A 14,551-nucleotide genomic window follows, 5' to 3' on the forward strand; every position below is an offset into this window, starting at 1 on the left:
AACATGAAGTACCGAAGAGAATGCGGGAGGACCGCGATGAAGTTCCGAGTCGAGCGCGACGCGCTCGCCGATGCCGTCGCCTGGACGGCCAAGAGCCTGCCCAGCCGCCCCTCGGTGCCAGTTCTCGCCGGCGTCCTGCTGCGGGTGGCCGACGGCCGCCTGCAGGTGTCGAGCTTCGACTACGAGGTGTCCAGCCAGGTGACCGTCGAGGTCCAGGCCGACGCCGACGGCGCGACGCTGGTGTCCGGCAAGCTGCTCGCCGAGATCACCAAGTCGCTGCCCGCCAAGCCGGTGGACGTCGCGGCGGTCGGGTCGCACGTCGAGATTACGTGCGGCAGCGCCCGGTTCACGCTCCCGACGATGCCGGTCGAGGACTACCCGACGCTGCCGGAGATGCCCGAGTCCGCGGGCACCGTCGAGGCCGCGGTGTTCGCCAAGGCGGTGTCCCAGGTCGCGATCGCCGCCGGCCGGGACGACACGCTGCCGATGCTGACCGGCGTGCGGATCGAGCTCGAGGGCAGCACGCTGACCCTGCTGGCCACCGACCGGTACCGGCTCGCCGTGCGCGAGCTCGAGTGGCGCCCGGACGAGCCCGACATGAGCGTCGCCGCCCTGGTGCCCGCCCGCACCCTGGATGACACCGCGAAGACCCTCGGCCCGCTCGGCGGCGCGGTGTCGGTCGCGCTGTCGCGGGGCAAGCTGGGCGACGGGATGATCGGGTTCGCCGGCGGCTCCCGACGCACGACCTCCCGCTTGCTGGAAGGCGACTTCCCGAAGGTCCGGGCCCTGCTGCCCGACACCCACAGCGCGCAGGCCCGGGTCCCGGTGGCCGCGCTCAACGAGGTGGTCCGGCGCGTCGGCCTGGTCGCGGAGCGCCAGACGCCGGTGCGGCTGTCGTTCAGCACCGACGGCCTGGTCGTGGAGGCCAGCGGCAGCGAGGACGCGCGGGCCAGCGAGGCGATGGACTGCCAGTACGAGGGCGAGCCGATGACGATCGCCTTCAATCATCAGTACCTGCTCGACGGGCTCAAGGCGCTCGACGCGCCCATCGCGGTGCTGTCGTTCACCGACCCGAAGAAGCCTGCGGTCATGTCGCCGGCCAAGGATGATGGAGAAATTGTCCCCGGGTACTGGTACTTGATCATGCCGGTTCGCATCGGCAGCTGATTCGGAGGCACCACAAATGCAGCTCGGTCTCATCGGCCTGGGCAGGATGGGCTTCAACATGCGCGAGCGGCTGCGCGCCGCCGGGCACGAGGTCATCGGCTACGACCGTCACCCCGACGTCACCGACGTGTCATCCCTCAACGAACTGGTCGAGAAGCTCGCCGCGCCGCGCGTGGTGTGGATCATGGTGCCGGTGCAGTACACCGAGCCCACCATCGAGGAGCTCTCGGGCCTGCTCTCCGCCGGCGACATCGTGATCGACGGCGGCAACTCGCGGTTCAGCAACGACGGGCCGCGGGCCGAGCGGCTCGGCGCCAAGGGCATCGGGTATCTCGACGTCGGCGTCTCCGGCGGCGTCTGGGGCCGGACCAATGGCTACGCGTTGATGGTCGGCGGCGAGAAGAAGAACGTCGAGCACTGCATGCCGATCTTCGACGCCCTCAAGCCGGCCGGCGAGTTCGGGTTCGCGCACGCGGGCGGCCCCGGTGCCGGCCACTACGCGAAGATGGTCCACAACGGCATCGAGTACGGGATGATGCACGCCTTCGCCGAGGGCTACGAGCTGCTCGAGGCGTCGGAGTACGTCGACAACATCCCCGAGGTGATCAAGAGCTGGCGCGCCGGCTCGGTCGTACAGTCGTGGCTTCTGGATCTTCTCGACCGCGCGCTGGACGAGGACCCCGAGCTCGCCGGGATCAAGGGCTACGCCGACGACACCGGCGAGGGCCGCTGGACCGTCGAGGAGGCCATCCGCCTCGCCGTGCCCATGAACGTCATCGCCGCCTCGTTGTTCGCCCGGTTCGCCTCGCGGCAGGACGACTCGCCGGCGATGAAGGCCGTCGCCGCGCTGCGCAACCAGTTCGGCGGGCACGCCGTCAAGAAGGACTGAATTTGTACGTCCGGGGCCTGGAGCTCGTCGACTTCCGCAGCTACGAGCGGGTCGTCGTCGAGCTGGGCCCCGGCCCGTGCGTGCTCGTCGGGCCCAACGGGGTCGGCAAGACCAACCTCGTCGAGGCCCTCGCCTACGTGGCGACCCTGGAGTCGCACCGGGTCGCCACGGACGCGCCGCTGGTGCGCTTCGGCGCCGGCCGCGCCGTGATCCGCTGCACGGTCGTGCACGAGGAGCGCGAGCTGCTGATCGAGCTCTCGATCGAGCCGGGCCGCGCGAACCGGGCCCGGCTGGGCCGCTCGCCGGTCGGCCGCACCCGCGACATCCTGGGCGCCCTCCGGCTCGTGCTCTTCGCGCCCGAGGATCTCTCGCTGATTCGGGGAGACCCTTCAGAGCGCCGCCGGTACCTCGATGAGCTGCTCGTCGCGCGCCAGCCGCGCTTCGCCGGGGTCCGTTCCGACTACGACCGGGTGCTCAAGCAGCGCAACGCGCTCCTGCGCAGCGCATATCTGGCCCGCAAGACCGGCGGCAGCCGCGGCGGCGACCTGTCCACCCTCGACGTGTGGGACACGCACCTGGCCCGGCACGGCGCGCAGCTCGTCCGCGCCCGGCTCGACCTGGTCGCGGCGCTCGCGCCGCACGTGGCCAAGTCGTACTCCGCGGTGAGCGCGAGCCGCTCCGACGCCCGAATCGCGTACAGCGCCTCCTTCGCGCCGCAGGACGACCTCGAGCAGGCGCTGCTGGCGGCGCTGTCGGAATCGCGACCGTCCGAGATCGAGCGCGGCGTGACGCTCGTCGGGCCGCACCGCGACGAGCTGACGCTGACGCTCGGGGAGCTGCCGGCGAAGGGGTACGCGAGCCACGGCGAGTCGTGGTCTTACGCGTTGGCGCTGCGCCTGGCGGCGTACGACCTGCTCCGCGACGACGGGGTGGAGCCGGTGCTGGTGCTCGACGACGTGTTCGCCGAGCTGGACGCCGGCCGCCGGGACCGGCTGGCCGCGCTGGTCGGCGGCGCGAGCCAGGTGATCGTGACCTGCGCGGTGGAGGATGATGTCCCGTCGACGCTGCGCGGCCTGCGCTTCGAGGTCGGCGGGGGTGAGGTCCGGCGTGTCTGAAAGCTCCGACAATTCGGAAAAGTCTGGTCCCGAGCTGGCTCGGGCCGCGGTCGAGGCGGCGCTGGCGAAGCAGCGCGCCAAGCCGCGCCGGAAATCCGCGCTCGATTCGCAGCCGCGCCGCCGCGGCGGGTACACCGGCCCGGGCGCGGACCCCCGCGACCCGCAACTGTTCGGCACGGTGCTCGATCGCCTGGTCAAGCAGCGTGGCTGGTCACGCCCGACCGCCGAGGCCCGGATCTTCGGCGAGTGGGAGCGGGTCGTCGGCGCCGACATCGCCGCACACAGTCGGCCGCTCAAGCTCGAGGACGGCGAGTTGACCATCGAGGCCGAGTCCACCGCCTGGGCCACCCAGCTGCGCATGCTCGCCGCGCGGCTGCTGGCCGGCATCGCGCGGGAGATCGGCCACAACGTGGTCAAGCGCCTCCACATCCACGGCCCGAGCACCCCGTCGTGGGACCGTGGCCCCCGCCGCATCCGCGGACGCGGCCCGCGCGACACCTACGGCTGACAGCGCGCCTGGCCACGTCGCGGCCCACTCTTAGAAATCTGCATACACCGCGAAGCCGCGATTGGCGCAGCGCCGGTAGAACTTCGCCAGCACGTCGAGCTCCGAGATCGAGTAGCTCCACTGCGGAGCGTTGCCCGAGTCGTCACGCAGCGCGTCCAGTCGGCTCTGCAGCCAGCGCAGCTGCTGCTCGGCGAGGCGGGAGCCCTCCAGCGCCTTGCGCAGCACGGAGCTCACGGTCTCGAAGGTGATCTCGTCGCCGTATTCCTGGTGGCCGTTGACGAAACGCTCCAGCCCGCCGGCGATCCAGGCGCAGTCGTCCGGGCTGATCACCGGGTCCTCGTCCTCGGCGGCCGCGTCTGTGGCGAAGAGCACGCCATTGAGCCCGAAGAGGAGGTCGACGAGTTCCGTGTACCCGGTGACGCGGACGGTGCCGGTCTTGGCCACGTGATCGGCGAGCGCGGCGGCCGGCCCGGCGTGCAGCGGCAGCGTCTCCGCCAGCTCCGCGAAGTCGACGAACTCGGCCGGTGCGACCGGGTCGTAGAACCGGCCGGTGCGCGGCCACTGCACGGCGACGTTGTCAAGCCCCATCGCGCACCCCTCATCCCACTGCTTTTATATCCCGCACACCCGCCCCCGCGGCGGGGAACATACGGCACGAACGGCCTCTTGCGCGACCCCCCGGAAGTTCCGAAAGCCGCAATCGGATCCCCGACTGCCTGTGCCGCCCGCCACCAGGCACTGAGACCCCTCCTGCGTAGGGGGACCTTCGGACCGCACTGTTCGGGCCGCTACGTGGATTACAGGCGCCGTCCCGGTGCGAAATTGTCGCCCGGACACAGTAGGATTGCATCGGCTCATAGAACAGTCGATCACATCCCGCGTGTGCGTCACAGCGGTGGTCGGCCCGCCGGTGGTCAGGGCGCTTGCCAGAGAGGCGCCGGACACCGGCGTGCCTTCTCCTGCCCCGGGCGCACTCGCACCGACTCCGCACGAGACCCGGGGCGCCCACAGCGCGGCCGGCCAGTGCGAGAAAGCGACCGAGGGTGGCAGCTCACAAGCCCGAACAGTCCTACGACTCCTCTTCGATCACAGTCCTCGAGGGGCTCGAGGCGGTCCGCAAGCGGCCCGGCATGTATATCGGCTCGACCGGCGAGCGCGGCCTGCACCACCTGGTGTGGGAGGTCGTGGACAACGCGGTCGACGAGGCGCTGGCCGGCTACTGCGACACCATCGAGGTCACGCTGCTGGCGGAAGGCGGCGTTCGGGTCGTGGACAACGGCCGCGGCATCCCGGTCGACATCCACCCCAAGGAGCAGCGGCCCACCGTCGAGGTCGTGCTGACCGTGCTGCACGCCGGCGGCAAGTTCGACGGTCAGGCCTACGCTGTCTCCGGCGGCCTGCACGGCGTCGGCATCTCGGTCGTCAACGCGCTGTCCACGCGCATCGACCTGGAGATCCACAAGGACGGCTACGTCTGGCGCCAGCGGTACAACAACTCCAAGCCCGAGCCGCTGCAGAAGGGCGAGTCGACCGACCGCACCGGCACCAGCGTCACGTTCTTGCCGGACGCGACCATCTTCGAGACGACCACCTTCGTCTACGAGACGATCTACCGCCGCATCCAGGAGTACGCCTTCCTCAACCGGGGCCTCACGATCGTGCTGCGCGACGAGCGCGCCGACGTGCCGGAGGAGAAGAAAGAGGTCACCTTCTGCTACAAGGGCGGCATCGCCGACTTCGTCCGCCACCTCAACGCGACGAAGACGCCGATCCACCGCTCCGTGATCGAGTTCGGCTCCGACGGCGAAGGCATCGCGGTGGAGATCGCGATGCAGTGGAACGAGTCGTACGGTGAGAGCGTCTACACGTTCGCCAACACGATCAACACGCACGAGGGCGGCACGCACGAGGAGGGCTTCCGCAGCGCGCTGACCACGGTCGTGAACAAGTACGGCGCCGACAAGAAGCTGCTCAAGGGCGACGAGAAGCTGACCGGCGAGGACATCCGCGAGGGCCTCGCCGCGATCATCTCGGTCAAGCTGTCCAACCCCCAGTTCGAGGGGCAGACGAAGACCAAGCTCGGCAACACCGAGGCCCGCAGCTTCGTGCAGAAGGTCTGCAACGAGTGGCTGGTCGACTGGTTCGACCGCAACCCGGCCGAGGTCAAGACCATCATCACCAAGGCATCGCAGGCCGCCAGGGCGCGCATCGCCGCCTCGCAGGCGCGCAAGCTGGCGCGGCGCAAGTCGCTGCTCGAGTCCGGCTCGATGCCGGGCAAGCTGGCCGACTGTCAGTCCAACGACCCGCGGCTGTGTGAGCTGTTCATCGTCGAGGGCGACTCCGCCGGCGGCTCGGCCAAGCAGGGCCGCGACCCGCGCGTGCAGGCGATCCTGCCGATCCGCGGCAAGATCCTCAACGTGGAGAAGGCGCGTATCGACCGCGTGCTGAAGAACAACGAGGTCCAGGCGCTGATCACCGCGCTGGGCACCGGCATCCACGACGAGTTCGACATCGAGAAGCTGCGGTACCACAAGCTGATCCTCATGGCCGATGCCGACGTCGACGGCCAGCACATCCAGACCCTGCTGCTGACGCTGGTCTTCCGGTTCATGCGCCCGCTCATCGAGCTCGGGCACGTGTATCTCGCGGCGCCCCCGCTGTACAAGATCAAATGGAACAAGAAGGGCGACGACGCGCAGTACGCGTACACCGACCGCGAGCGCGACGGCCTCATCGAGCTGCGGCAGCGCTCGAAGCCCAACGCCAAGCCGGACGACATCCAGCGCTTCAAGGGCCTCGGCGAGATGAACTACCCGGAGCTGTGGGAGACCACGATGAACCCGGAGACGCGCATGCTGCGCCAAGTGACGTTGGACGACGCTGCAACCGCGGACGAACTCTTCAGCGTCCTGATGGGCGAAGACGTGGAAGCGCGCCGCTCGTTCATCCAGCGCAACGCCAAGGACGTCCGGTTCCTCGACATCTGATCTGCGGACACTGAGAAAAGGGATATAAGAGCGTGACGGAACCGACTTCCACCCCAGAAACTCCGGATGAGGGTGGCTCGGCGGTCGCCAGCCGTATCGAGCCGGTCGGCATCGAGGTCGAGATGCAGCGCTCGTACCTCGACTACGCGATGAGCGTGATCGTGGGACGGGCCTTGCCCGACGTGCGCGACGGCCTCAAGCCGGTGCACCGCAAGATCCTCTACGCGATGTTCGACGGGGGCTACCGCCCCGACCGCGGCTACGTGAAGTGCGCTCGCGTCGTCGGCGACGTGATGGGCAACTACCACCCGCACGGCGACGCCTCGATCTACGACGCGCTTGTGCGCATGGCGCAGAACTGGTCGCTGCGATACCCGCTGATCGACGGCAACGGCAACTTCGGCTCTCCGGGCAACGACCCGGCCGCCGCCATGCGGTACACGGAGGCTCGCCTCGACCCGCTGGCCATGGAGATGCTCCGGGACATCGACGAGGAGACCGTCGACTTCGTCCCCAACTACGACGGCCGGGCCCAGGAGCCCACCATCCTGCCGTCGCGCATCCCCAACCTGCTCGTCAACGGCAGCACCGGCATCGCGGTCGGCATGGCCACCAACATCCCGCCGCACAACCTGCGGGAGATCGCCGCCGCGGTCCAGTGGTGCCTCGACCACCCGGAGGCCGACGAGGCCGAGACGCTCGACGAGCTGATCAAGATCGTCAAGGGGCCGGACTTCCCCACCAAGGGCCTCATCGTCGGTACCGCGGGAATCGTCGACGCCTACCGCACCGGCCGCGGCTCGATCCGCATGCGCGCGGTCGTCGAGGTCGAGGAGGACCCCCGCGGCCGGACCATCCTGGTCGTCACCGAGCTGCCCTACGCGGTCAACCCCGACAACCTGGCCGAGCGCATCGCCGACCTGGTGAAGGAGGGCAAGCTCGCCGGCATCGCCGACATCCGCGAGGAGTCCTCCGGCCGCACCGGCATGCGCCTGGTGATCGTGCTCAAGCGCGATGCCGTGGCCAAGGTCGTGCTGAACAACCTCTACAAGCACACGCAGCTGCAGGAGACGTTCGGCGCCAACATGCTGGCGCTGGTCGACGGCGTGCCCCGCACGCTCAACCTCGCGCAGTTCGTGCGGCACTACGTCACGCACCAGATCGAGGTCATCGTCCGGCGCACCCGCTACCGGCTGCGCAAGGCCGAGGAGCGCGCACACATCCTGCGCGGCCTGGTCAAGGCCCTCGACATGCTCGACGAGGTCATCGCGCTCATCCGCCGCTCCCCGAGCGCGGAGGAGTCGAAGACCGGCCTGATGAACCTGCTTGAGATCGACGACATCCAGGCCACCGCGATCCTCGACATGCAGCTGCGCCGCCTCGCCGCCCTCGAGCGGCAGCGGATCTTCGACGAGCTGGCCAAGATCGAGATCGAGATCGCCGACTACAAGGACATCCTGGCCAAGCCCTCGCGGCAGCGGCAGATCATCTCCGAGGAACTCGCCGAGATCGTCGCCCGCCGGGGTGACGATCGGCGCACCCAGATCATCCCGTTCGACGGCGAGGTCTCCATGGAGGACCTCATCGTCCGGGAGGACGTTGTGGTGACGATCACGCGGACCGGCTACGCGAAGCGCACCAAGGCCGACCTGTACCGCTCGCAGAAGCGCGGCGGGAAGGGCGTCTCGGGTGCGACACTGAGGCAGGACGACATCGTCAGCCACTTCTTTGTGTGCTCCACGCACGATTGGATGCTGTTCTTCACGAATAAAGGTCGGGTCTACCGGGCAAAGGCGTACGAGCTGCCCGAGGCCAGCCGGGCGGCAAAGGGTCAGCACGTCGCCAACCTGCTGGCCTTCCAGCCCGACGAGCACATCGCGCAGGTGATCGAGATTCCGAACTACCAGGTAGCGCCGTACCTCGTCCTCGCGACGAAGGAAGGCCTGGTGAAGAAGACCAAGCTGGAGGAGTTCGACTCCAACCGGTCGGGCGGCATCATCGGGATCAACCTGCGCGAGGACGACGAGCTGGTCGGCGCCGCGCTGCTCGGCCCGGAGGACGACCTCCTCCTGGTCAGCAAGCAGGCCCAGGCGATCCGCTTCACGGCCAACGACGAGGCGCTGCGCCCGATGGGCCGCGCGACGTCCGGCGTGATCGGCATGCGGTTCACCGACGGCGACGAGCTGCTTGCCATGGAAGTGGTGCGCGAGGGGATGGATCTGGACGTTCTGGTGGCCACCGACGGTGGTTTTGCCAAGCGGACCCCCATCGAGGAGTATCCGGTGCAAGGGCGCGGCGGCAAGGGCGTCCTCACCGCTAAAATCACGTCGCGGCGCGGTGGTCTCGTCGGCGCGGTGGTGATCAGTCCGGATGACGAGTTGTTCGCCATCACCTCAAATGGTGGCGTTATCCGGACTCCCGTGAAGCCTGTACGGCGTACGAGGGATCGGAACACAATGGGGGTCAAGCTCATGGACCTTCCCGAGGGTGTAACCATCGTCGCGATCGCCCGCAACGCCGATGAGCCCGACGAACAGGACTAGTTGATGACAGACACACAGGCGAAGTCGGGGACCGCCTCGGCAACCGATGAGGCCAGAAAGGCCGGAGAGGCTGCCATGACGGGATCTGACTCGGGGGCGCCTGCCGCCGGCGGTGAGGTTGGCGCGATCAACGGCGGCGCGCCAGGCGAAACCACGAGCGGCGGCATGCCGAAGTTCACGCGTGCGCCGGGCATGGCGGCGCCCCCCGACTCGCTCACGGTGCCGATTCAGACACCCTCGTCGACGTCGAGCGGCCCCACGCCGCCGCCGGTCTCGATCCCGGTCTCCGCCGCGCCGGCCAGCGGGTCCGCGACGGGCACGGCGAGCGTCTCCGCGATCGCCCGCGCCGCCGTCCGGACGCCGGCCGCCGCCGCCACGCAGGCCATCAACACGCCTGCGCCCGCGGTCAGCGGCTCGGCCCGGGTCACGGAGGCCGTGCGCGCGGCCCGCAAGACGGTCAGTTCCGCCGTGGGCCGCGGCCCCCGGCGGGCCCGGCTGCACCTGAAGCGGATCGACCCGTGGTCCGTGATGAAGTTCGCGTTCGCCGTGAGCTTCGTCCTCTTCGTCGTCCTCATCGTCGCGACCTCGGTGCTCTACCTGGCCCTCGACGCCATGGACGTCTTCAAGAGCATCAACAAGCTGCTCGCCGACCTGGTCAGCTCGACCGGCGGTTCGAGCGCGAACTCGTTCCGCATCACCGCCAAGGGCGTCATCGGCGGCGCCGCCCTCCTGGGCATCGTCAACGTGGTGCTCTTCACCGCCCTGGCGACCCTGGGCTCCTTCATCTACAACGTGTGCGCCGACCTGGTGGGCGGCATCGAGCTCACGCTGGCCGAGAAGGACTGACCTGCGGTTTCGGGCCCCCTGGCGCCGCCACGCCGCGTCAGGGGGTAACCGGTTTGAGGCGGGCGCCCGGGGTACGGTAACCTTCTGTTCGCACCGCGGGGCGCCCTCCAAGCGCAGCCAAGGTTCAGCGGGGCTATAGCTCAGTCGGTTAGAGCGCAGAGCTGATAACTCTGAGGTCGCTGGTTCGATTCCAGCTAGCCCCACGTTCCACTCACGTCGGCGGTCCCTGCTTCGCGGCAGGGGCCGTTTGTCGTTTCGCCGGCTACTGCGCGACCGCGCCGAAGATCTCCGGGCTCCAGCCCTTGCGGATCCAGCCGCCGCCCTCCCACTCCTCGCCGTCGACGCCGTGCGCGAGCGCGAAGGCGCCCTGCGAGGCGAGGTACTTGATGTCACCGATCTTGTCCGCCTGGATCGGGAAGCTCCGGAACCCGCCGAGGAAGCACAGGTAGTGCTGCCCGCCGGCGTCCTTCGCGATGATCGCCATGTCGTTGTCTCCTCTCGCTTCTGCTTGGGTTCCTGCCTGCCCGACCGCCCGAAGGCCGTCCGGCTCAGCGCCGATGAGCCGCGCGAAGTCCGCCACGGTGCCGCGGAAGGCGTTGGCGTCGCAGGTCGGCTGCCGGCCGATGGTGGCATTGCTGCTGTACTGCAGGATCACTGGAGTGCGGCCGCTGTACGGCCGCCAGCGGGTCGAGGTGTCGTTGGGGTACAGCTCGCGGAAGCCGCCCCTGCCGGGGACGTAGTTCGACGCCCAGAGCGGGGCGCCGCCGCCGATGGTGTCGCCGTACGCCCAGCGCGGCGCGTAGAGCAGCACGCGGCGGCCGGTCCTGGCCTCCATCCGCTCGCACCAGGCCACCCCGACCGACGGGGCGACCTTGTCGTACGGCCAGTGCTCGAGGTCGCACTGGAAGAACCAGCCCGGATGCTCCCGCCACCACGGCGTCTTCGCGTCGACGTACGCCAGGCAGAAGTCCACCTGCGCCGCGACCGACGACGTCGAGCGCACGACGTGGTACGCACCGAGGAACGGCACGCCGGCGGCCCTGGCCCGCGCGAGCGCCTCGCCGTAGTGCCGGTGCCGAGTGCCGATGCCCTCCGTCGCCTTGTGCGTAAAGAAGTCGATGCCGGCGGCTCGGGCGGCACCGAGGTCCATCGGCCCGCGGTCCCAATCGAAGTCACTGGCATCCCAGCCGAAAACCGCCATGTCCCCTCCCGTGATCGCGCATTGCGTGCCGTTTCTTTCACTGAGCGCGACGTCAGTCTGCTGATACGCCACGCGACGAGCTGATTTCCGACTGACGGCCCCCCTCTTCGACGGCGCCGCGGCGGTGCTAAGCTCCGTCAGTCAGCGCGGAGACTCGATCTTTTGTGCTGGCTGGGATAGGCGCAGACCTCGGGTGCGCACGGCGATCGACACCGACGTCGCTGGTTCGAGTCCAGCTAGGCCCACATGTGGAAAAAGGTGCTTCTGGTGGTCGCCGTCGTCGGAGCCGCCGCCTACGTCGCCAAGCGGGTCAAGGCCGCGAGCGAAGAGCGCGCCCTGTGGCACGAGGCGACCACGGCCCCGGATCTGCGCTAGTCTCTAGCTGGCGCGGGCTTCGGTCCGCCTCACCCCGACCAGCGGGGGCGTAGCTCAACTGGCAGAGCACCGCCTTTGCAAGGCGGGGGTTAGGGGTTCGAGTCCCCTCGTCTCCACTTTTCGCAGGCCGTGACCTGCGGTTATGGCCTCGCCAAGATCGTCCGGACCAAATTGGGACCAACCCAGTCTGGTCCGCGTTCATTTGCGCCCAGCCGCCCGTCTGAGCGCCGCGCCGATGAGCCCGCGCTGTCGAGTCCGCTTCGGCCACCAGTGCACATAGGTCTCCAGCGTGATCGTCAGCGTCTTGTGTCGCAGCGCCCGCTGAACCTCCTGCGGCTCGACGTGGTTCGCGATCTGCACCGTGGCGAAGAAGTGCCGCAGCGCGTGGAATCCCGCGTGTTCGGTGTTCGGTGTTCGGTGTTCGGTGTTCGGCCAGCCAGCGACCGCCCGCCATTTGCCCCACTCGCGGGACCAGATTTTGTCGGTTATCCGATTCCCGCGCCCGGTCGTGAACAACAACGGCACCGTCCGCGGGACCGGCTCACCCGAGATGATGTCGACCAGCTGCACCGGCACCGGCGGGAACTCGCGCACGTGCTCCCGGATCTGCTCCGCAACGACCGCGTCCAGGTCGACAGTTCCGGACGAGCCTGACTTCGGCTTGCTTAGGTAGAACCCGCCATGCTCCTTCGGCGAGTAGCGAAGTTGCTGAACGACGTGCAGCTCCTCGTCCGGGAAGCCGAAACAACGCTCCCGTCCTCCACACCGAGTGCCTCCGCGACTCGCAGACCCTCACCAGGGCCGAGCCAGATTGCCGCGCGGTACCGTCGCGGAGTCGCGTCGAGCCTGCGAAGTACCTGCTCCTGTCGGCGACGCGTGAAAAATGACCCCGTGTCGACGCGCGAGTTCTAGTGCTTGTCGCAACACCTCCTTGATCGTTAGAGGGATGTGTTGATGAGCAGGCGTGGGCGCAAGCGACGATTGGATGTCGAGTCGGAGTACTGGCTGCTGCTGGGATCCGGCGTGGGCACGGACGTCACGGTCCGTACTCACGAGGGCAGCCCCCGCCGCCGGCCCGTTCCCCGAAGGGTGGACGACGGGTACACGGAGGGGCTCGGGTGACGCGTGACGGCGAAGGGGTGCGAGTTCGTCACCACTGGTCGTCGAGGATGGACAGGCGTTGGCGCAACGTGCGTGCGTCGCTCTTGGGTAGTGCGCGAGTGATCGTTTCGATGATGCTGTGCAGCTCGATGGGGTCTGGGCAGCACATCAGTTCCCCGCATCCGTACTGGGAGTCGAAGAGCCGGTGATATGGGTCGCGGAGGAACCGCGTCCAAGCGTCGACCACGTGATACGCGGCGCCAGCCCATAGTCGCTCGCGTTCGAGTCGGACGATCGCGGCCACGCCCTTGGGGGAGAGGCCGGGCAACATTCGGACGGGGCAGTTCAGTCGCGGGTACGGCGTTGCCGCGCGAACGTGCGCGGGAGACCTACGCGCCATGGTCCTTTCGGATGCTCATCATGTCGCAATCATCGCATGACCGGATCACCAAGTGACGAGACGCGCAAGATCGTCGGGACCAAATCCGGACCAAATGAGGTTGAGAAGCGCTGTCAAGCGTCCGCAAGCGTTGACAACGTTTACCCAGCTCATCAGTAAGATCTGTCCGATACGGGCGATCTTCAAACACCGTCGATGGTTAGGGGTTCGAGTCCCCTGGTCTCCACCCAGTACCGCCGGGGTATGGGTAGGGTGCTCGCCATGATTGAGGATGCTGCATGCCGTTGACGAATCCGTGGCTGAGCGGGCCGACGCCGGGGAAGCGGCTCGATCGTGAACGGCTTGAAGAGCGCATTCTCAACCTACTGTCGTCGCAGAACATGTGCGTGCTCGCGACCACGGGGTCGGACGGGCCGCTGGCCACCCCGGTGCGGTACTACCCGCTCGGCTTCGCGGTGGTCTTCACCGCCGCGCCGCGTTCGCCGAAGATGCGCAATATCGCTACCGACCCGCGCGTGTCCGTCGGCATCTTCGCGCCGCTGGTCGGGCTGGCCAGCAGCCGCGGGGCTCAGCTCTTCGGAACCGCCAGGGTGCTTGACACGCAGCATCCGGACCGCGCGCACTACTGGGCGGCGTTCCGATGGGAGAACGAGCATGCCGAGCGGGGGCGACCGCTGTCGGAGCCGCCCGAGGACACACTCGTGGTCGTTGAGGCGGAGCGCATCGTCTATACCGAACACTGGCTGCGACGTGAAGGGTTCGCGCCACGTCAATTCTGGCGTCGCTGAGCCTTCGCCATGATCCCGGAGTGAACACGTACAAGGAGCAGCACGTTCACTCCGTGATCACGGAACCCGCGCACCGTGGCCGCCGGGGGCAAGTCCTGGTCTGCCAGCAGGCGGCCGGCTGGCAGGCGGGCATGATCGTTACGTGAATGGCGTGCTGGGTAACACGTCTGCATTTGAACGTCAGGAGGTCAAGCCATGACGATGCAGACGGTCCGGGACGTGATGACCACGGACGTGGTCTACCTGCCCAGCGAGACTACGTTGGCCGAGGCCGCGCGGACCATGCGTGAGCAGGATATCGGCGACGTGGTGGTGGCGGACGGGCCGGAGCTCACCGGGCTGGTCACCGATCGTGACATCGTCGTACGGGCGGTCGCGGAATGCTGCGACCCCGCGGCGACGACGATCGGCGAGATCCTGAGCAAGAACCTCGTGATGGTCCGGCCCGAGGACTCGATTCACTCGGCCGCCCTGCTCATGCGGGACCAGGCCGTACGGCGGGTTCTCGTCTGCGATGACACCAAGGGCCTGGTCGGCATCGTGTCGATCGGTGACCTGGCCGAGGAGATCGACCCGGACTCGGTGCTGGGCGGCATCAGCAAGGCTCAACCCAACAACTAGATCAGCGATC

At 68.3% G+C, this 14,551-nt stretch carries 15 protein-coding genes and 3 tRNA genes; 14 read left to right on the forward strand and 4 right to left on the reverse strand.

Annotated elements, in window-relative coordinates; all coding sequences use genetic code 11:
* Positions 1-36 precede the first annotated feature (36 nt).
* Genes dnaN through ACGFI8_RS11825 form a run of 4 tightly spaced genes read left to right on the forward strand, consistent with a single transcriptional unit; the run spans position 37 to position 3,679 of the window.
* Complete coding sequence (gene dnaN / locus ACGFI8_RS11810) at positions 37-1,167, forward strand: DNA polymerase III subunit beta (RefSeq protein ID WP_392803388.1); 1,131 nt, start codon at positions 37-39, stop codon at positions 1,165-1,167.
* Between the two features lie 16 nt (positions 1,168-1,183).
* On the forward strand, positions 1,184-2,056 hold the full coding sequence (gnd, locus tag ACGFI8_RS11815; RefSeq protein WP_392803390.1) for a phosphogluconate dehydrogenase (NAD(+)-dependent, decarboxylating): 873 nt from the start codon (positions 1,184-1,186) through the stop codon (positions 2,054-2,056).
* A 2-nt stretch (positions 2,057-2,058) separates the two neighbouring features.
* Entirely contained in the window at positions 2,059-3,171 is a 1,113-nt protein-coding gene (recF, locus tag ACGFI8_RS11820) for a DNA replication/repair protein RecF (protein WP_392803391.1), read from the forward strand.
* Positions 3,107-3,679, forward strand: coding sequence for a DUF721 domain-containing protein (locus tag ACGFI8_RS11825; RefSeq protein ID WP_392803393.1), 573 nt, complete (start codon positions 3,107-3,109; stop codon positions 3,677-3,679). The genes recF and ACGFI8_RS11825 overlap by 65 nt, the downstream gene beginning before the upstream one ends.
* Before the next feature lie 30 nt (positions 3,680-3,709).
* On the opposite strand, the gene ACGFI8_RS11830 is transcribed toward ACGFI8_RS11825, so the two are convergent.
* The gene (locus tag ACGFI8_RS11830; protein WP_392803395.1) at positions 3,710-4,267 is read right to left on the reverse strand and encodes a hypothetical protein; all 558 of its coding nucleotides are present in this window, start codon (positions 4,265-4,267) and stop codon (positions 3,710-3,712) included.
* 455 nt (positions 4,268-4,722) lie between these two features.
* Here ACGFI8_RS11830 and gyrB point away from each other — a divergent pair, with 455 nt between their 5' ends.
* From gyrB to ACGFI8_RS11850, 4 genes are all read left to right on the forward strand, one after another.
* Complete coding sequence (gyrB, locus tag ACGFI8_RS11835) at positions 4,723-6,666, forward strand: DNA topoisomerase (ATP-hydrolyzing) subunit B (protein ID WP_392803397.1); 1,944 nt, start codon at positions 4,723-4,725, stop codon at positions 6,664-6,666.
* Positions 6,667-6,698: 32 nt separating this feature from the next.
* Complete coding sequence (gene gyrA / locus ACGFI8_RS11840) at positions 6,699-9,209, forward strand: DNA gyrase subunit A (protein WP_392803399.1); 2,511 nt, start codon at positions 6,699-6,701, stop codon at positions 9,207-9,209.
* Between the two features lie 3 nt (positions 9,210-9,212).
* Positions 9,213-10,055, forward strand: coding sequence for a DUF3566 domain-containing protein (locus tag ACGFI8_RS11845; protein WP_392803401.1), 843 nt, complete (start codon positions 9,213-9,215; stop codon positions 10,053-10,055).
* Between the two features lie 129 nt (positions 10,056-10,184).
* Positions 10,185-10,258, forward strand: a tRNA-Ile gene (locus ACGFI8_RS11850).
* Between the two features lie 59 nt (positions 10,259-10,317).
* Here the strand turns inward: ACGFI8_RS11850 and ACGFI8_RS11855 are convergent.
* Entirely contained in the window at positions 10,318-11,256 is a 939-nt protein-coding gene (locus tag ACGFI8_RS11855; RefSeq protein ID WP_392803403.1) for a glycoside hydrolase family 25 protein, read from the reverse strand.
* 173 nt (positions 11,257-11,429) lie between these two features.
* Here ACGFI8_RS11855 and ACGFI8_RS11860 point away from each other — a divergent pair.
* From ACGFI8_RS11860 to ACGFI8_RS11870, 3 genes are all read left to right on the forward strand, one after another.
* Positions 11,430-11,501 (forward strand) — tRNA-Arg (locus tag ACGFI8_RS11860).
* A gap of 1 nt (position 11,502) precedes the next feature.
* A complete protein-coding gene (locus tag ACGFI8_RS11865) occupies positions 11,503-11,631 on the forward strand; it encodes a DLW-39 family protein (protein ID WP_345120593.1) in 129 nt (42 codons plus the stop codon).
* A 43-nt stretch (positions 11,632-11,674) separates the two neighbouring features.
* A tRNA-Ala gene (locus tag ACGFI8_RS11870) sits at positions 11,675-11,747 on the forward strand.
* A gap of 82 nt (positions 11,748-11,829) precedes the next feature.
* Here the strand turns inward: ACGFI8_RS11870 and ACGFI8_RS11875 are convergent.
* Positions 11,830-12,225, reverse strand: coding sequence for a tyrosine-type recombinase/integrase (locus ACGFI8_RS11875; RefSeq protein WP_392803405.1), 396 nt, complete (start codon positions 12,223-12,225; stop codon positions 11,830-11,832).
* A gap of 360 nt (positions 12,226-12,585) precedes the next feature.
* Between ACGFI8_RS11875 and ACGFI8_RS11880 the strand changes: the two genes are divergently transcribed.
* Positions 12,586-12,753 carry a hypothetical protein gene (locus tag ACGFI8_RS11880; protein WP_392803407.1) on the forward strand — a complete coding sequence of 56 codons (168 nt, stop codon included), beginning with the start codon at positions 12,586-12,588 and terminating at the stop codon, positions 12,751-12,753.
* Positions 12,754-12,781: 28 nt separating this feature from the next.
* Here ACGFI8_RS11880 and ACGFI8_RS11885 read toward each other — a convergent pair whose 3' ends face one another.
* Positions 12,782-13,036 (reverse strand): hypothetical protein, encoded by a 255-nt coding sequence (locus tag ACGFI8_RS11885; protein ID WP_392803409.1) that lies wholly within the window; start codon positions 13,034-13,036, stop codon positions 12,782-12,784.
* A gap of 374 nt (positions 13,037-13,410) precedes the next feature.
* On the opposite strand from ACGFI8_RS11885, the gene ACGFI8_RS11890 reads away from it, so the two are divergent.
* Positions 13,411-13,920: a pyridoxamine 5'-phosphate oxidase family protein gene (locus ACGFI8_RS11890; protein WP_392803411.1), complete on the forward strand. Its 510-nt coding sequence runs from the start codon at positions 13,411-13,413 to the stop codon at positions 13,918-13,920.
* A gap of 195 nt (positions 13,921-14,115) precedes the next feature.
* The gene (locus tag ACGFI8_RS11895) at positions 14,116-14,541 is read left to right on the forward strand and encodes a CBS domain-containing protein (RefSeq protein WP_392803412.1); all 426 of its coding nucleotides are present in this window, start codon (positions 14,116-14,118) and stop codon (positions 14,539-14,541) included.
* The last annotated feature ends 10 nt before the right edge of the window (positions 14,542-14,551 follow it).

The sequence above is a fragment of the Dactylosporangium sp. NPDC048998 genome, from assembly GCF_043197855.1.
Classification (GTDB): Bacteria; Actinomycetota; Actinomycetes; order Mycobacteriales; family Micromonosporaceae; genus Dactylosporangium.